The following is a 17,717-nucleotide window of genomic DNA, read 5'->3' as shown; positions in this document are numbered from 1 at the left end:
GGTGTCCGGGCCGGGAGAACGGCGCTCAGGCCTTCTTCTCCTCGGAGTCCTTCTTCTCGGGGGCCGAGGCCTCCGGGGACGCGCCGGCGTCGGCGTCGGCCGCCCCGGAGCCGGAAGGACCGGTCGAGGCGGTCGGCTTCTGGCAGCCCTTCTGCTTCGACATGGCGACGCCGACCTCGCCGGACTGGAGCTTCTTCAGCGCCTGGTCACCGCTGGTGCTGATCTTGTTCAGATCGTCGGCGATGCCCTTCAGTCCGTCGGCGAACTTCGCCTGGTCCTTGGTGTCGAGCGCGTCGACGTCGGTCTTGAGGTCGGCGTACGCCTTGGAGGAGGCGTTGAGCTCCTTCACCGCTTCCTTCTGCGTGGTCTCGCCGTCGTCGACCGGCGGCGGACCCGCCGAGTCCACCGCGGCGCCCAGCGACTTGTACGCCTGGGAGATCTGCTGGAAGGCGGCCGAGTCGGTCTTCTGGACGTCGGCGGGCTTGCTGTTGTCCGCGGTCTGCTGCTGGATGGAGGCGTTGGCGTTGGCGATCTTCTGCAGTTGCGGCTGAACCTGGTCGCAGACCTTCTTGGCCCAGTCGTTGACCTTGTTGTCGCTGTCGTCGCTGCAACCCGACAGCGTCAGTACGAGTACCGCACCGCCGGACAGTGCGGCTGCAAGCTTCTTGTTCACCGGATTGGTCCCTTCCAAGGCTCTCGGCCCCGGAACTTACACGCCGAGGGGGCGACAGCCGGGTGCCGGTCATCCGGTGTGCACGCTTTTGAAGCCATTTGCACCAAGGGAAATGAGGGAGATGCCACTCATGCAGAGAATCGGACGCGCGAGCGGTAACTCACCCGAAAGGCTGCTCCTGATCATCGCCCCGGGGTACAAGGCGTGAGCGGACGGCGCGTCAGCACGCACCGTCCGCCCACTCACTGATCACCCATCACACGCGACGCGACGCACGTCACTCGTCACTCGTCACTCGTCACTGGTCACTGGTCACTGGTCACTGGTCAGGGACCGTACGTACGGATCACGGGGCCGGCGCGGGGTCCGGCGCGGGGACCGAGGGCCCGCCGCCTGCCGAGGCGTCGTCGTCACCCACGGCGATGCCCCGCCGCTTGGAGACGTACACCGCGACGACGATGATCCCGATGGCGACGACGGCCACCAGTGCCCGCACCCAGGGATTCGCGTCCGCGCCGTAGCTGAACTGCACGATCGCCGGAGCGATGAGCAGGGCGACCAGGTTCATCACCTTGAGGAGCGGGTTGATCGCCGGGCCCGCGGTGTCCTTGAACGGGTCGCCGACCGTGTCGCCGATGACGGTCGCGGCATGGGCCTCGCTGCCCTTGCCGCCGTGATGACCGTCCTCGACGAGCTTCTTGGCGTTGTCCCAGGCGCCGCCGGAGTTGGCGAGGAACACCGCCATCAGCGTTCCGGTGCCGATCGCGCCGGCGAGATACGAGCCGAGCGCGCCGACGCCGAGGGTGAAGCCGACCGCGATGGGCGCCAGCACCGCGAGCAGGCCCGGTGTGGCCAGTTCACGCAGGGCGTCGCGGGTGCAGATGTCGACGACGCGCCCGTACTCCGGCTTCTCCGAGTAGTCCATGATCCCGGGGTGCTCGCGGAACTGCCGCCTGACCTCGTAGACCACGGACCCGGCGGACCGGGACACCGCGTTGATGGCGAGCCCGGAGAACAGGAAGACGACCGCGGCGCCCAGGATCAGGCCGACGAGGTTGTTGGGCTGCGAGATGTCCAGGCTCAGCCCCAGCTCGCCCGCCCCGGCCCCGACGTCCGCGACGGCCGTCGCGATGGCGTCACGGTAGGAGCCGAAGAGCGCGGACGCCGCGAGAACGGCGGTCGCGATGGCGATGCCCTTGGTGATGGCCTTGGTGGTGTTGCCGACCGCGTCCAGGTCGGTGAGCACCTGGGCGCCGGCCCCCGTGACGTCTCCGGACATCTCGGCGATGCCCTGGGCGTTGTCCGAGACCGGCCCGAAGGTGTCCATGGCCACGATGACGCCCACCGTGGTGAGGAGCCCCGTCCCGGCGAGCGCGACCGCGAAGAGCGCCAGCATGATCGACGTACCGCCCAGTAGGAACGCCCCGTAGACCCCGAGGCCGATCAGCAGCGCGGTGTAGACCGCCGACTCCAGGCCGATGGAGATGCCCGCGAGCACCACGGTGGCCGGACCGGTGAGCGCGGACTTCCCGATGTCCCGGACCGGGCGGCGGTTGGTCTCGGTGAAGTAGCCGGTGAGCTGCTGGATGAGCGCGGCCAGAACGATGCCGATGGCCACCGCGACCAGGGCGAAGATCCGCGGATCGCCACCGTGCTCGGCGATCGCCCCGTCGGTGACCCCGTCCAGATCGGCGTACGAGGACGGCAGATAGGCGAACGCGGCCGCGGCCACCAGGGCGAGCGAGATCACCGCGGAGATGAAGAAGCCCCGGTTGATCGCGGTCATCCCACTGCGGTCGGCGCGGCGCGGGGCGACCGCGAAGATGCCGATCATCGCGGTGACGACACCGATCGCCGGAACCATCAGCGGGAAGGCCAGACCGGAGTCGCCGAACGCCGCCGTGCCGAGGATGAGCGCGGCGACGAGCGTCACGGCGTACGACTCGAAGAGGTCGGCGGCCATGCCCGCGCAGTCACCGACGTTGTCGCCCACGTTGTCGGCGATGGTGGCGGCGTTGCGCGGATCGTCCTCCGGAATCCCCTGCTCCACCTTGCCCACCAGGTCGGCTCCCACGTCGGCGGCCTTGGTGAAGATCCCACCGCCGACCCTCATGAACATGGCGATCAGCGCCGCGCCGAGGCCGAACCCCTCCAGCACCTTGGGCGCGTCGGCGGCATAGACGAGCACCACGCAGGAGGCCCCGAGCAGACCGAGTCCCACCGTGATCATCCCGACCACGCCACCGGTACGGAAAGCGATCTTCATCGCTTTGTGCGAGACGGCGGTGAGATCCTTTTCCGGTTCGCCCTCCGCCGGGGTCGCCTCACGCGCAGCCGCGGCCACCCGCACATTGCTCCGTACGGCGAGCCGCATGCCGATGTATCCGGTCGCCGCCGAGAAAAGCGCACCCACCAGGAAGAAGAGGGAACGCCCCGCGCGCTGCGACCAGTTGTCGGCCGGCAACAGGAACAACAGGAAGAACACGACGACGGAGAAAACACCGACCGTGCGCAGTTGTCGGGCCAGATAGGCGTTCGCGCCCTCCTGGACCGCCGCGGCGATCTCCTTCATACGTTCGGTGCCCTCGCCGGCCGCCAGGACCTGGCGTACGAGCAGCTGGGCGACGATCAACGCGGCGACGGCGACGACCGCCACCACGATGACGATCAGCCGGTTGCCGTCCGTGAGTACCGCCGCCGCGAGGGAGACGGGCCGGTCGGAAAATGCGGATTCTTGCGTCAGTGCTGCCATTGGGGTGGTGAAGAACTCCGCCATACGTCCTCCTTGACGCTCAGCGCTCAAGTCGTGGACGGATTGTAGGGAGCGGAACCTGATCAAAACAGTGGGCGGGAAGAGAATTGATCGCTCTCCCCCCAACGCCGAAAGATCAGCGGAGAGATGCTGCTCGAATGCAGTAATAGGGCAGGCGCATTACCGCGCGACCGCAAGCGAAAAAGGCCCTGCTCAACAGGACCCGGCAAAACGAAACATCACATCCCCCGCACACCTCGGGCCCCACGATCCGCAGAACCTCGGAGGCACAGGGCCACAGAACCGCAGGGCCGCAAGACGGGCCTCAGCGTCGCCCGGGAATCACGGGCACGGGCTCAGCGCCTGGCGGGGGCGGCTTGGTCTCAGGGCGGCCTGGGCGCGTGGCCAGGGCCCTCCGACCGGCCTGCGACCGCCGGTCACGAGCATCACGGCCTCGGGCGCGGGGGCTCACAGCCTCCAGGCACGGGTTCTCAGGGCCTCGGGCGGGTCTCACAGCCCCCAAGCACGGGCTTCACGGCCTCCGGGCGCGGGGGCTCAAGGCCTCCGGGCGCGGCCTCAGGGGCGTACCGCTGCGACGGCCGTCGGCCAGCTCATGCGGATCACTCCGCCGCCCGCACCGGAACGGACCTCCACGTCGTCGACGAGACCGCTGATGACCGCGAGGCCCATCTCGTCCTCGCCCTCGCCGTCCGACTCGGAGTCGGACCGGTCCAGCCCGGCTCCAGAGGCACCGGCGGCGTCGTGCGCCCCGGGCTCGGCGGAATCGCCGCCGGGGCCGGGCACGCTGTCCCCGACCTCGATGGAGAACGCCTTCTCCTCCTCGGTCAACGCGACGCTGACCGGCGCGGTGATGCCGTGGCTGCGGTGCAGCCCGACCGCGCGGCTGCACGCCTCGCCGACGGCGAGCCTGACCTCGTCGAGCACCGCCTCGTCCACGCCGGCCCGGCGCGCCACGGCGGCCGCCACCAGGCGGGCCGTCCTGACATGTTCAGGCTGGGCGCTGAAGCGGAGTTCAACGGTGGCCATGCCATCCCCCTCGAACGTTCGGGCGTACGCCTCAGGGGCCCCGGGCGTGTCGCCCGGCACCCCTGCTCTTCTCCTCCGGAAGCCGACAAAGCCGACAGCCGACCCTGAGGTCGACCGCCTGCCCGTCACGGCCCATGCGCTGCCGCTGCCGGCCTGTTCACTGCCTGCCGACCGGCCCGAGGGCCGGCCCGCTCCGACCTCAGTCGGTGGCGGCGACAGCCTCGTCGACCGTGGTGTGAATCGGGAACACCTTGGTCAGACCTGTGATCCGGAAGATCTTGAGAATGCGCTCCTGGTTGCAGACCAGGCGCAACGAGCCCTCATGGGCCCGGACACGCTTCAAGCCGCCCACGAGCACGCCGAGGCCGGTGGAGTCGAGGAAGTCGACGCCTTCCATGTCGACAACCAGGTGGTAGCTGCCGTCATTCACCAACTCGACCAACTGCTCGCGCAGCTTGGGCGCGGTATACACATCAATCTCGCCACCGACCTCGACGACCGTACGGTCGCCACCAGGGCCGGACACATTGCGAGTCGACAGGGACAGGTCCACGGATCCTCCAGCACCTTGCTATCGAGCGGTCGCCCCTCGGTCTCCCCGACGGAGGCCAGGGGACGGATCGCCAGCCGCGATGGCATTCAATCACTTACCAGCAGCCATGCACGACGCCTTGGGACCATTGTCCGTCACGCCAGTGACACACTCGGTGCCGATGGCCAAGAATCACCGTCCCGGACGACCACCCGAGAGCAGGGGCTCGCGCCCCTCTCCCGCCATGATCCTCGACCGGCTCGCCACAGGGGCGGGCCGGGCCGCGCGCATCACTCATACGGAGCACTTGCCCCCGCGATCGGGAACCCATGCCATCTGGCCGGATCGCATCCGGCCAGAAGTGATCTCGGCGATCGAAAAAGCCGGGATCGACCATCCGTGGGCGCATCAGGCGGCCGCCGCCGAGCACGCGCTGGACGGCGAATCCGTCGTGATCGCCACCGGCACGGCCTCCGGAAAGTCGCTCGCGTACCTCGCACCGGTCCTCAGCACCCTGCTCGACGGCTCCGAGGCCCCGAACGGCCGTGGGGCCACCGCCCTCTACCTCGCCCCCACCAAGGCCCTGGCAGCCGACCAGCGGCGCTCGGTGAAGGCGTTGGCGGCCCCGCTCGGCAACGCCGTCAGGCCCGCGGTCTACGACGGCGACACCCCGGTCGAGGAACGCGAATGGGTTCGGCAGTACGCGAACTACGTCCTGACCAACCCCGACATGCTGCACCGCGGAATACTGCCCTCCCATCCCCGCTGGGCGTCCTTCCTGCGCGCCCTGCGGTTCGTCGTGATCGACGAGTGCCACACCTACCGCGGCGTCTTCGGCTCCCACGTCGCCCAGGTGCTACGCCGTCTGCGCCGCCTGTGCGCCCGCTACGGGGCCGATCCGGTCTTCCTGCTGGCCTCGGCCACCGCCGCGGATCCCGCGGTCGCAGCCGGGCGTCTGACGGGCCTGCCGGTCCGGGAGGTGTCCGACGACGCCTCCCCGCGCGGCGAACTGGTCTTCGCCCTGTGGGAGCCCCCGTTGACCGATCTGCACGGCGAGAAGGGCGCCCCCGTACGCCGTACCGCGACGGCCGAGACCGCCGACCTGCTCACCGACCTCACTCTCCAGGGCGTCCGCTCGGTCGCCTTCGTACGCTCCCGGCGCGGCGCGGAGCTGATCTCGGTGATCGCCAAGGAACGCCTCGCGGAGGTCGACCGCTCGCTGCCGAAGCGGGTCGCCGCCTATCGCGGGGGCTACCTTCCCGAGGAACGCCGGGCCCTGGAGCGGGCGCTGCACTCCGGCGAACTGCTCGGTCTGGCGGCCACCACCGCCCTGGAACTCGGCATCGACGTCTCCGGCCTCGACTCGGTCGTCATCTGCGGCTACCCGGGCACCCGGGCGTCCCTCTGGCAGCAGGCGGGCCGCGCCGGCCGCTCGGGGCAGGGCGCCCTGGCCGTTCTCGTGGCCCGGGACGACCCGCTGGACACCTATCTGGTGCACCACCCCGAGGCGCTGTTCCGGCAACCCGTCGAGTCGACCGTGCTGGACCCGGACAACCCCTACGTCCTGACCCCCCATCTCTGCGCCGCGGCCGCCGAGATGCCCCTCACCGAGCCCGACATCGCACTCTTCGGCCCGGCCGTGCCCGAACTGCTGCCGCAGCTGGAGGCCGCGAAACTGCTGCGCAAGCGGGCCTCGGGCTGGCACTGGACCCGGCGCGAACGAGCCGCCGACCTCGCCGACATCCGAGGCGGGGGTGGCCGTCCCGTCCAGATCGTCGAGGAGGGCACCGGCCGCCTGCTGGGCACCGTCGACGCGGCCGCCGCCCACACGGCCGTCCACGAAGGGGCCGTCCATCTCCACCAGGGCCGCACCCACCTGGTCCGGAAACTGGACCTGGAGGACTCCGTGGCCCTGGTCGAGCAGGCCGACCCGCCGTATTCGACGGTCGCCCGTGACACCACGGCCATCACCGTCCTGGAGACCGACACCGAGATCCCCTGGGGCCAGGGACGGCTCTGCTACGGCTCCGTCGAGGTCACCAACCAGGTCGTCTCCTTCCTCCGCCGGAAACTGATCACCGGGGAGGTCCTGGGCGAGACGAAGCTCGACCTGCCGCCCCGCACCCTGCGCACCCGAGCCGTCTGGTGGACGGTCACCGAGGACCAGCTCGACGCCGCCCGCATCAACCCGGAGATCCTCGGCGGCGCGCTCCACGCCGCCGAACACGCCTCGATCGGACTCCTCCCCCTCTTCGCCACCTGCGACCGCTGGGACATCGGCGGCGTGTCCGTACCGCTGCACCCGGACACCCTGCTGCCGACGGTCTTCGTGTACGACGGCCACCCAGGAGGCGCCGGATTCGCCGAGCGGGCCTTCCACACCGCCCGTACGTGGCTGACGGCGACCCGGGAGGCCATCGCGTCCTGCGAGTGCGAGGCGGGCTGCCCCTCCTGCATCCAGTCCCCCAAGTGCGGCAACGGCAACGAGCCCCTGCACAAACGCGGAGCCGTACGGCTGCTCACCGAACTCCTCAGGGCCGCGCCTCCGGAGCCGGATGGAACGAGGCGTTAGGAGTCGCCGTCAGACAGGCAACAGCGGTACGACCAACCGCTTCAGCTCCGTCTCGTCGATCGCTCCGATCCGTGCCGCAGCGATCCGCCCCTCCGGGTCGACAATGATCGTGAACGGGTATCCGGCGGTGTTCACCACGCCCTTCGGAAGCCGAAGGAGCTGTCGGCCCTGTGGGTCGTGCAGGCTCGGATACAGGAGCTCCGCGTCCTTCTCGAAGGCACGAGCCTTGCCGACCGACACATCCGTGTTGACCCCCACCACCCGCAGGCCCTTGCCCCGCAGTTCCTCGTGCACCCGGGAGAGCCCGGGGGCCTCCGCGCGACACGGGCCGCACCACGACGCCCACGCGTTGACCACGACGACCTTGCCCCGCAGCGCCTTCAGGCTGAACCGCCCGTCACCGTCGACGCGTTCCCCCGCCATCTCCGGCATCTCCACCCGGTCCGCCCGGGCGTACGACTTCATCGGCGCGGGCCCGCCGGCGCCGTCCACGGGCGAGGGCGAGGTCGAGCATCCCGCCAGCGCTGCCAGCAGCATGGTCATCGCGGCCGAGGCCCGTAGCGTCTTCACGTTCGTCGATGATGCCACCGGGGCCCCGGGCCGACGCAGGTGCCCACCGACGAAGCACCCGGTCCGGACGGTGCGGGCGGCCTCGTCTGCCTCACCGGCCAGCGTGGCGCGGGGTGCGGTCCGGGGGCCCTGCCCGAGACCTGACGGCGGGTTCGTAGGGCCCGAACCTCGACCGGGCGGTCACATCGGCGATCTCCCCGAGCACCGCGCAGCGAACGAGCACGGCGCCCTGAGCCAGGGCTACCCGCCGAGCCGCCTCGCACGCCGCCGACGCCCCTTCCAGCGCCCGGTCCGCTGCTGCGAGGGCCGCCAAATCTGCGGCTCCGCCTGCCCGGTGACGGGCAGCCACGGCCTGCCCCAGCGCGAGCACCACGGCGAACACGGTGCACAGAGCAGCCGCGGTGACAGCCACCCACACCGTGGCCACTCCCCGATCCGCACCCCGCCCCACGGCCCGGCCCACGACCCACTCCACACCTCGGCCCCTGCCCCTGCCCCTGCCCCTGCCCCTGCCCCTGCCTAAGGCTCGGCCCACGCCAACGCCCTTGCCCGCGCCCTGCCTCAAGCCCCAGCCCCAGCCCCAGCCCCAGCCCCAGCATCCGGGCACGTCCCGACGACGACCCCCTTTCGGCCCCCGGCCCTCGCCCCCGCGCGCCCTCATGACCCGGCACCTCCCACCATTTCCGGAACCGCTTCCCCCACCCTCCGCCCCGCCACTTCCCCCACCGTGTCCTCCGCCAGGGCAGCCGCCTCGGCGCTGAGCGTCAGGGCCAGCACGCCCGGCCCCGGGGTCGGCGCCTCCACCCGGACTCGCCACAGGTCTCCCGCCCGACCGATCTCGACCCGGGCGCCATGGGGCGCCGCGTCACGCGCGACTTCCAGCACCGCCGCCTCCGGCTCCGAGCGAGCCGCGGCCCGTGCCCCCGCCCGGGCCGCGTCCACGCAACGGATCTGGTCCGAGACCGCCATCAGCGCCCACAGCAACGCCATGACGAAGGCCACCAGCACCGGGATCACCACAGCCGCCTCCGCGGTCACCGCACCCCGGTCGCCACACCCGTAACCGCTCGCGGTCCGGCCCCGGCGCCGCACCCGGGGAAGGCCACCGTTCGAGGCCACAGGCCCCCTCCCCGGGCTCGGCACCGACGGAGTATCAGAACTTCGCATCGAGCGCGTCCTCGACCAGTGACTGCAGCGCCGACAGCACCGGCCCGCTGTTCACCACCTTGTAGAGCACCGCCGCGAAGGCGCACGCCGCGATGGTGCCCACCGCGTACTCGGATGTGGTCATTCCTCGATCGGACCGGCCGAGCCGCCCCGCCCACCGTGCGGACCACTTCGTCGGCAGGCCCGACACCCTTGTGGACAGCCGGCCCCCGCGCAGTGCGCCGACGGTCCGGTCCCAGAGCTTCTTTTCCATTTCATCCCCCGATGAGCATCGATGACGAGCGGGTGCCCGAACGGAACACCCGTGAGTGAGAGCGAAAACGAATGACCAGCGGGTCAGTGCCGGTCGTGCGACGCGCGCCGTCTCACCGGCCCGGACGGCCGGTCGCGAGCAGTTCGCCGGCCAGTCCGATGATCACCGGCGCCACCCCGACCGCCAGGAAGGCGGGGAGGAAGCAGAGGCCGACCGGCGCGGTGATCAGCACCCCGGCCCGTTGCGCCCGCGCCACCGCCGCACCGGCTCGCTCGGCGCGCATCGCCTCGGCCAGCCTGGCGACCGGTTCCGCGGCCGGGGCCCCTGTCGAACCTGCCCGGTGCAGGCAGCGGGCCAGCGGACCTGCGCCCGGTATCTCCGCGAACCGGCCCCACGCCTCGGCCGGTTCGCCGCCGAGGCGGATCTCGGCGGCGGTTCGGGCGAGCCGGTCGCCGACCGGGCCGCCGATGGATTCGCCCACCTCCTCGGCCGCTTCCCGGGGTCCTGCCCCGACCGCGATACAGGCGGCGAGCAGATCCGCGGCCAGCGGAAGCTGCCCGGCGATCGCGGCCCGATCCGGATGGGCACTGCCGGTACCGGGCCGGGGCCGGGTCCGCTGCCACCGCCATGTCCCGTACGCCGCGGCCGCACCGACGGCACAGCCCACCGCACCGCCGATCAGAACCCATCCGGTGAGCCAGACACCGGCCGGGGCCGCCCACCGTCGAGCGGCCTCGGAGAGACCCGAACCACCGCTCGACCGGAACAGCGCGGTCATCCGGCTCCGCCTGCCGGGCCGTGCCGCCGCGACCGTGCCCAACAGCAGCGCGCCCCGCCCGCGCACCGCTCGCTCGCGACACCTGGCGACGATCACGGCCGCCAGCTGCACCGCCAGGCCCAGTACGGATACCGACATCCCCAGGCTGTGGAGAACTTCTCCGTCCACCGTGTTCACGCCGCCTCCCCTCCCCGCACGATCCGGCAGGCCCAGAACAGACCGGCCGCCTCCAGGAACGCCCCCGCCGCCAGACAGACCAGACCGCCCGGGGTGTGCAGCAGTACGCGCAGGGGGTCGGCTCCGAGGGCCGCTCCCAGCCCCAGACCCGCGACCGGGAGCAGGGCCAGGACCACGACCGTCGACCACGCACCCGCAAGCTGGGCGCGCAACTCCTCCCGTCTGCGCCGGTCCTCGCGCAACGCAGCCTCCAGACGCTCCAGCCCGGTCGCCAGCCCGGCCCCGCCGTCCACGGCCACCCGCCAGCACGCCGCCATCCCGGACAGGCCCGCAAGCCCCGGGCCCGCCGCCGCCTGGCGGAGCGCTGCCGGCACGTCGCCGCCGAACCGCGCCGCCGCCAGCACCGCCGCCTCCGCCTCTCCCAGCCGTCCGCCGGAAGCCACTGCCGATGGGCTGTCCTCCCCCAGTCCCTCACGCAGTGCGAAGAGCAGCGCCTGCCCCGGCTCACGGCCGGCCCGCAGCTCCCCGACCACGGCCCCGCACAACGCCGCCACCGCGTCCGCCGCTTTCTCCGCCTCCCGTGCCCCGGCCCGCCTCCGCAGCCAACGGCGTATCACCGGGACCGCCAGTGCTCCCGCGACCAGCGGCAGAACCGAGCCGCCCACCACCGCGAGCAGCACCGCGACCGGTACGCACCACCACTCCCGATGCCCCAGGGCCGACTCCGTCACGCGCCCCAGGGCCTTCCGCAGCCCTGGCCACCGGCCCCACATCCAACGTGACTCGGGCTGGGCGTCCACGAACAGCACCCGCGCCCGCCGCACCCCCGGATCCCGCACCATGGCGAGCCACACCGCCGAACCCGCGCAGAGAGCCACCGCGTGGGCCGCGTACGCGGACGTTCCCGCCGTCACAGGGCACCTCCGATCAGCGACCGCAGCCGTTCCCAGCCGCGCTCCGGCACGAATCCACCGACGCCCCAGCTCAGGGCCGGAACCGTGAGGACCAGACCTGCCGCGTCCCGCTCCAGGACATGCACCTCGGCGACCCGCCGTTGCCCCGCACGGTCCCGCACGAGGTGCACAACCACCGAGAGCGCGGCAGCCAACTGGCTGTGCAGGGCGACCCGGTCAAGACCGGCCGCGGTACCCAGCGCCTCCAGTCGGGCGGGGACATGCTCGGCGGCGTTCGCATGGACGGTGCCGCACCCTCCTTCGTGTCCGGTGTTCAACGCGGCCAGCAACTGAGTGACTTCAGCACCCCGCACCTCTCCGACCACCAGCCGGTCGGGCCGCATGCGCAGCGCCTGCCGCACCAGATCTCGCAACGTCACCCGGCCCGCGCCCTCCTGATTCGCCGGACGGGACTCCAGGCGGACCACATGTGGGTGGTCCGGCCGCAGTTCGGCGGAGTCCTCGGCGAGCACGATCCGTTCGTTCGCGCCGACCGCGCCCAGCAGGCTGGCGAGGAGCGTCGTCTTGCCCGCCCCAGTGCCGCCACTGATCACATAGGAGATCCGCGCTTCCACGAGGGCCCGCAGGATCCGGTCGCCGCCGGGCGGCACCGTGCCCGCGTCCACCAACTCCGCCAGCGAGAAAGCCCGTGGCCGCACCACACGCAAGGAGAGACAGGTCGAGCCGACCGCCACCGGGGGCAGCACGGCGTGCATCCGGGTGCCGTCGGGCAGTCGGGCGTCCACCCATGGCCGTGCGTCGTCCAGCCTTCTGCCGGCCACCGCGGCGAGGCGCTGGGCCAGCCGCCGGATCGCCGCCGCGTCCGAGAAGGTGACGCCGGTCAGCTGGAGGCCACCACCCCGGTCCACCCACACCCGGTCCGGTGCGGACACCAGCACATCGGTCACCTCCGGATCCGCGAGCAACGGCTCCAGCACTCCCGTGCCGACGAGTTCGCCCCGCAGCTCTGCCGCGGCTCCGAGCACCTCGGCGTCCCCCAGCAGACGCCCCTGGGCCCGTAGAGCGGCGGCCACTCCGGCCGGGGTGGGAGCAACGCCACTGCGTGCCAGCCGCTGACGTACGGCGTCGAGCAGTTCGTCCGTCATGCCGCTCCTCCCCCGGGCGGGCCGGCCAGGCGGCTCGTTCCGCCGGCCGCCGTCACCTGTTCCCAGAAGGCCGAACAGAACCGGGCCAGCGGGCCCCGGGCGCTGCCGCCGGGCGGAGTGCCGTCGTCCTGGGAGACCAGAAGGCCTGATTCCCAAGGGAGTTCACCGACGAGCGGGAGGCCGATGGCCTGGGCCACCCACCGCCCGTCCAGACCTGACGCATACGGGCCCCGGGGCACCACTCGCAGGTCGTCCAGGACCATTCCGGCCGTGGACGCGACGCGCTTCGCCGCCGCGACCGCGCGCAGTTCACCCGGCACCACGAGCAGGCCGAGGTCGAGTTGGGCCAGGGCTTCCGCGACCCCCTCGTCGACCCGGCGTGGGAGGTCCACGACCACCACTCCGCCGAGCCGGCGCGCGGCGGCGAGCACGGCTCGCATCGCCTGCGGCGGGATCACCACCTCGTCGTCCCGCCCCCAACTCAGCACCCGCAGCCCGTGGAGCGCGGGCAGCGAGTCCTCAAGGGCTCCGCCACCGAGTCGCCCCTTCGACTGCGCGAAATCCGGCCACCGCATGCCTTCGGCCCGTTCGCCGCCGAGCAGGACGTCGATCCCACCGCCCAAGGGGTCGGCGTCGATCAGCATCGTCCGTCGACCGGACCTCGCCGCACTCACGGCAAGGGCACAGGCCAGCGTCGATGCGCCGGAGCCGCCCCGCCCGCCCATCACGCCGACGGTGAGCGCGGGCCGCCCCACGCCTTCGGCGGCGTTGGCGATCTGATCGACGAGCCAGCCCTCGGAATCGGGCAGTCGCAGCACATATTCGGCCCCGATCTCCACCGCTCGACGCCACACGTCCGGGTCGTCCTGGTCCCGGCCGACCAGCATCACCCCCTTCCTGCGGCCGGCGCCCCGACATCGCGCGGCGGCGTCGTCTCCCACCAGCACCATCGGAGCCCGCTCCCAGCCGCCACGACGTCCGGGCGGCCCGTGATGAACCTCCGGATCGGCTCCGGCCGCCGCGCACAGCCTCAGCAGATCGTCGAGCAGCTCCACGTCCTCCGTCACGATCAGCGGGCCTCCGCGCCGCCCCTCGGCGACCGCCGCTCCTTCTCCTGCGAGGGATCCAGCCACGATCTCCGCCCCCTTCTCACTGCCCCTTCAGTGCGGTTCGCGGCGTTCTCGGAGCGTTTCCGAGATGCGCGATTCCGGCACCCGCGGACTTCGCGGGTGGAATCAACGTGCAGCACCGCGGAAAAACATGTGGATCTTGATGGAAAACTGTGGACAACCCCGGGGTTGTGAATAACTCCGTAACCCAAACCAACGACTTCCGGAGTGCAGCCCCTTGGCTACACACTGTGACGAGACGAGTCGCACGACATCCAGCTCGCACGATCGGGCCGATGCCGGCCAGACGGGAGACTCAGGTGATTTCCGCCCCTAAAACGCGTCCGGACATGCGACGACCCCCGCCGGGGGGGAGAGCGGGGGTCGTCCCCACGGCCGACTCGGGGGGGGAGGAGTCGGACCGGGTTAGCACGGTCGCGAACGATCCGTGACTTCCATGGTGTACCCGAGGGCCTTCTCAGGCAAACCCACGCGCCGGAGTTTACGCCGAATGGTGGGCCCCTATGCTCAGCGTTGTGGAAAACTGCTTCTCGCCGCGCACAGCAGCCTTCTTTGACCTGGACAAGACGGTCATTGCGAAGTCTTCGACGCTGACCTTCAGCAAGTCCTTCTACCAAGGCGGACTGATCAACCGCCGCGCTGTACTGCGCACCGCGTACGCACAGTTCGTGTTCCTCGCCGGGGGCGCCGATCACGACCAGATGGAGCGGATGCGTGAATATCTCTCCGCCCTCTGCAAGGGGTGGAACGTCCAGCAGGTCAAGGAGATCGTCGCCGAGACCCTGCACGACCTGATCGACCCGATCATCTACGACGAGGCCGCCACCCTCATCGAAGAGCACCACACAGCAGGTCGCGATGTGGTCATCGTTTCGACCTCGGGCGCCGAAGTCGTCGAACCCATCGGCGAGTTGCTCGGGGCCGACCGTGTCGTCGCCACGCGCATGGTCGTCGGCGACGACGGCTGCTTCACGGGCGAGGTCGAGTACTACGCCTACGGACCGACCAAGGCCGAGGCCGTGAAGGCGCTCGCGGTCTCGGAGGGGTACGACCTTTCGCGCTGCTACGCCTACAGCGACTCGGCGACCGATGTACCGATGCTGGAGTCGGTCGGCCACCCGCACGCGGTCAACCCCGACCGCGCGCTGCGCCGCGAAGCGACCCTTCGCGAGTGGCCGATTCTCGTCTTCAACCGCCCGGTCCGACTCAAGCAGCGCCTGCCCGCCTTCTCGATGCCGCCCCGCCCGGCCCTCGTGGCGGCGGCCGCGGTCGGCGCGGCAGCCGTCACCGCGGGGCTGGTCTGGTACGCCAGCCGTCGGCGAACCACCGCCGGCGCCGCCCTGCCGGGGTGAACCAGATCGGGGTGGACCAGGTCAGGGCGGGGCAGGCCAGGGCGGCCCGGTGGAGCAAGACGCCCCACCGGGGCGGCCTCGACCGATCCCATCGACCATCGACCGATCACCCCGGCCGATCACCCCGACCGGCCCCTCCCCGGATTCCCTCGACCGATCACCTGGACCGGTTCAGGCACCCGCACCAGGTGCCTGAACCAGGTACTCGCACCAGGTGCCCGATTCGCCCTTGATTGAACCTAAAAGTAAAGAAGCGAGGCCAGGGCTTTCCCTTCCCCTGGACCTGGAGTACAAAGGGGTTAACGGCCCGCGAGACCAAGGACATCCGCGAGGATGACCTGTAACGCAGTACGGCCCCACGGACCGCGCACGAAAGCCGAGCACCCACGCGACGTCGACCCGTCGATTACGGGCCAGCCGCACCAGGTGACGGGCAAAGTACCCGACCTGATGGGCAATTTACGAGGACGCTTGGTAACTGGGCGGACGTGCCAGCGGCGGTATCGCACACCGATACCGCCGCAACCCTTGCTCCGGGCTTTCGCCCGTCAGCCACGCCGGCCGCCCGGGAATCGACTTCCCGCGCCGCCCGCGCCGCCTTGCCCCGCCCCGCGCCCTCAGGCCGCGCCGCGCTGAAGTGCCTCGCACACCGCGGTCGATTCGCGGACACCCAGCTCTACCGAGCGCCCGCAGTGGGCGATCCAGGCGGCCATGCCCTCCGGGGTTCCGGCCGTGTAGCCCTCGAACGCCGCGACATAGGCCGCCCGGCCCTGTTCCGCGTGCCCCACCTCGGCCGGGCAGATCGACTTCGGATCCAGTCCGCTGCCGATCAGCACGATGCGCTCGGCGGTCCGGGCCACCAGACCGTTGTGCGAACCGAACGGGCGCAGCGCCAGCAGTTCGCCGTGCACCACGGCCGCCGTGACCAGGGCGGGGGCGCTGCCGCCCGCGATGATCAGCTGCGAGAGCCCTTCGAGTCGCCCGGCGACCTCCTCGGCCCCGGGCAGCGGCGCCTCGATCAGCGGCTCGTCGACGGATTCACCCGCCAGGCGCGGACGCCCCACCGTGTCGTCGGGGGCAGCCCCGCCGGCCGCCACCAGATGCAACCGAGCCAGCACCCGCAGCGGCGACTGCCGCCAGATGGAAAGGAGTTGCCCCGCCTCCGCGGTGAGGCGCAGCGCGGCGCCGACCACGCGCGCCTCGTCCTCGCCGCTGAAGTCGGTGCGCCGACGCACCTCTTCGAGGTTCCAGTCGGCACCGGCCAGTGCGGCCGAACCACGGGAACCCCGCAGTGCGGCCTCGGCCGTGACCTCATTGCTGCGGCGGCGCATGACGCGGTGGCCGTAGACCCGGTCGACGGCCTTGCGCACGGAGTCCACGGCATCGGGCACGCCGGGCAGGGAACCGAGCGCGGCAAGCGGGTCTGAGGCAGTCGTACTCATAAGTAGCGAGGCTACGCGCCCACCCCACCCGGACCACCCTCAAGTGGCCTTCTTCACGAACGATGACAGCACACCGCAATGGAACCGCTACCCTAGGTGAACATGAAGATCGCTTTCGTCGGGAAGGGCGGCAGCGGAAAGACCACGCTGTCCTCGCTCTTCATCCGCCACCTCGCCGCCAACGAAGCCCACGTCATCGCCGTGGACGCCGATATCAACCAGCATCTGGGGGCCGCTCTCGGCCTGGACGAGGCGGAGGCCGCCGCGCTGCCCGCCATGGGCGCGCATCTCCCGCTCATCAAGGACTATCTGCGGGGCTCCAACCCCCGTATCGCTTCCGCCGAGACGATGATCAAGACGACTCCGCCCGGCGAGGGCTCTCGGCTCCTGCGGGTCCACGAGGACAACCCGATCTTCGAGGCCTGCGCGCGTACGGTGCGGCTCGACGACGGGGACGTCCGGCTGATGGCGACGGGGCCCTTCACCGAGTCCGATCTCGGTGTGGCCTGCTACCACTCCAAGGTCGGCGCCGTGGAGCTCTGCCTCAACCACCTGGTCGACGGTCCCGACGACTACGTCGTGGTCGATATGACGGCGGGCTCGGACTCGTTCGCGTCGGGCATGTTCACGCGCTTCGACATGACGTTCCTGGTCGCGGAGCCGACCCGTAAGGGGGTGTCGGTGTACCGCCAGTACAAGGAGTACGCGCGCGACTTCGGCGTCGCCCTGAAGGTCGTCGGGAACAAGGTGCAGGGCCCGGACGATCTGGAGTTCCTGCGTGCGGAGGTCGGCGACGACCTGCTGATCGGGGTTGGACACTCCGACTGGGTCCGGTCGATGGAGAAGGGCCGGCCCTCCAGGTTCGAGCTGCTGGAGGCCGACAACCGGATGGCCCTGCAAGCGCTGCAGGACGCCGCCGAGGACTCGTACGGGCTGCGCGACTGGGAGCGCTACACGCGCCAGATGGTGCACTTCCACCTGAAGAACGCCGAGAGCTGGGGCAACGAGAAGACCGGCGCCGACCTGGCCGCCCAGGTCGACCCGGCCTTCGTGCTCGACGAGCGCTACGCGGGAGCGGGCGTCACGGCACCCGCCTGACACGTCACGCGGGGACCCCTCGGATCAGCGCCCCGCACTCACCGCCCCTCACTCACTGCTTCTCGTTCACGGCCCCGCGCTCGGCAGCCTCGTGCTCCTCGGGGTCCGTTCGACC

The 17,717-nt window shown here is 71.1% G+C and carries 16 protein-coding genes; 3 read left to right on the top strand and 13 right to left on the bottom strand.

Features of this window, described 5'->3' with window-relative positions; genetic code table 11:
* Window positions 1-25: 25 nt before the first annotated feature.
* The 4 genes from ACSMXR_RS20445 to ACSMXR_RS20430 form a co-directional block, all read right to left on the bottom strand.
* Entirely contained in the window at window positions 26-673 is a 648-nt protein-coding gene (locus tag ACSMXR_RS20445; protein WP_473169602.1) for a small secreted protein, read from the bottom strand.
* A gap of 346 nt (window positions 674-1,019) precedes the next feature.
* The gene (locus ACSMXR_RS20440; protein WP_473169601.1) at window positions 1,020-3,449 is read right to left on the bottom strand and encodes a sodium-translocating pyrophosphatase; all 2,430 of its coding nucleotides are present in this window, start codon (window positions 3,447-3,449) and stop codon (window positions 1,020-1,022) included.
* Between the two features lie 552 nt (window positions 3,450-4,001).
* On the bottom strand, window positions 4,002-4,472 hold the full coding sequence (locus ACSMXR_RS20435) for an ATP-binding protein (RefSeq protein ID WP_137235646.1): 471 nt from the start codon (window positions 4,470-4,472) through the stop codon (window positions 4,002-4,004).
* 199 nt (window positions 4,473-4,671) lie between these two features.
* A complete protein-coding gene (locus ACSMXR_RS20430; RefSeq protein WP_003967428.1) occupies window positions 4,672-5,025 on the bottom strand; it encodes an STAS domain-containing protein in 354 nt (117 codons plus the stop codon).
* Between the two features lie 79 nt (window positions 5,026-5,104).
* Here ACSMXR_RS20430 and ACSMXR_RS20425 point away from each other — a divergent pair, with 79 nt between their 5' ends.
* Window positions 5,105-7,576, top strand: a complete 2,472-nt coding sequence (locus ACSMXR_RS20425; protein WP_473169600.1) for a DEAD/DEAH box helicase — start codon at window positions 5,105-5,107, stop codon at window positions 7,574-7,576.
* A gap of 9 nt (window positions 7,577-7,585) precedes the next feature.
* Here ACSMXR_RS20425 and ACSMXR_RS20420 read toward each other — a convergent pair whose 3' ends face one another.
* The 8 genes from ACSMXR_RS20420 to ssd all read right to left on the bottom strand — a co-directional run bounded on the left by ACSMXR_RS20420 (window position 7,586) and on the right by ssd (window position 13,713).
* Window positions 7,586-8,146, bottom strand: a complete 561-nt coding sequence (locus ACSMXR_RS20420; RefSeq protein ID WP_308342321.1) for a redoxin domain-containing protein — start codon at window positions 8,144-8,146, stop codon at window positions 7,586-7,588.
* 91 nt (window positions 8,147-8,237) lie between these two features.
* Window positions 8,238-8,807, bottom strand: coding sequence for an Rv3654c family TadE-like protein (locus tag ACSMXR_RS20415; RefSeq protein WP_473169599.1), 570 nt, complete (start codon window positions 8,805-8,807; stop codon window positions 8,238-8,240).
* On the bottom strand, window positions 8,804-9,184 hold the full coding sequence (locus ACSMXR_RS20410) for a TadE family type IV pilus minor pilin (protein ID WP_381846570.1): 381 nt from the start codon (window positions 9,182-9,184) through the stop codon (window positions 8,804-8,806). Before ACSMXR_RS20410 ends, ACSMXR_RS20415 begins: the two co-directional genes overlap by 4 nt.
* Before the next feature lie 115 nt (window positions 9,185-9,299).
* Entirely contained in the window at window positions 9,300-9,566 is a 267-nt protein-coding gene (locus tag ACSMXR_RS20405; RefSeq protein ID WP_376186935.1) for a DUF4244 domain-containing protein, read from the bottom strand.
* Window positions 9,567-9,678: 112 nt separating this feature from the next.
* Entirely contained in the window at window positions 9,679-10,482 is an 804-nt protein-coding gene (locus ACSMXR_RS20400) for a type II secretion system F family protein (protein ID WP_473169598.1), read from the bottom strand.
* Window positions 10,483-10,517: 35 nt separating this feature from the next.
* Window positions 10,518-11,435, bottom strand: coding sequence for a type II secretion system F family protein (locus ACSMXR_RS20395; RefSeq protein WP_473169597.1), 918 nt, complete (start codon window positions 11,433-11,435; stop codon window positions 10,518-10,520).
* Window positions 11,432-12,580, bottom strand: coding sequence for a TadA family conjugal transfer-associated ATPase (locus ACSMXR_RS20390; RefSeq protein WP_242735524.1), 1,149 nt, complete (start codon window positions 12,578-12,580; stop codon window positions 11,432-11,434). Before ACSMXR_RS20390 ends, ACSMXR_RS20395 begins: the two co-directional genes overlap by 4 nt.
* Complete coding sequence (ssd, locus tag ACSMXR_RS20385; RefSeq protein WP_473169596.1) at window positions 12,577-13,713, bottom strand: septum site-determining protein Ssd; 1,137 nt, start codon at window positions 13,711-13,713, stop codon at window positions 12,577-12,579. The genes ACSMXR_RS20390 and ssd overlap by 4 nt, the downstream gene beginning before the upstream one ends.
* Before the next feature lie 500 nt (window positions 13,714-14,213).
* On the opposite strand from ssd, the gene ACSMXR_RS20380 reads away from it, so the two are divergent.
* Window positions 14,214-15,062 carry an HAD family hydrolase gene (locus ACSMXR_RS20380; RefSeq protein WP_242735519.1) on the top strand — a complete coding sequence of 283 codons (849 nt, stop codon included), beginning with the start codon at window positions 14,214-14,216 and terminating at the stop codon, window positions 15,060-15,062.
* 617 nt (window positions 15,063-15,679) lie between these two features.
* Here ACSMXR_RS20380 and ACSMXR_RS20375 read toward each other — a convergent pair.
* The gene (locus tag ACSMXR_RS20375) at window positions 15,680-16,504 is read right to left on the bottom strand and encodes a Fic family protein (protein WP_103508604.1); all 825 of its coding nucleotides are present in this window, start codon (window positions 16,502-16,504) and stop codon (window positions 15,680-15,682) included.
* 102 nt (window positions 16,505-16,606) lie between these two features.
* Between ACSMXR_RS20375 and ACSMXR_RS20370 the strand changes: the two genes are divergently transcribed.
* Window positions 16,607-17,602 carry an ATP-binding protein gene (locus tag ACSMXR_RS20370; protein ID WP_137235144.1) on the top strand — a complete coding sequence of 332 codons (996 nt, stop codon included), beginning with the start codon at window positions 16,607-16,609 and terminating at the stop codon, window positions 17,600-17,602.
* Window positions 17,603-17,717: the final 115 nt, after the last annotated feature.

The organism is Streptomyces sp. DSM 106670, assembly GCF_055792845.1.
Note: the sequence above shows the minus strand (reverse complement) of the source record. Positions and strands in the feature narration are given on the sequence as shown.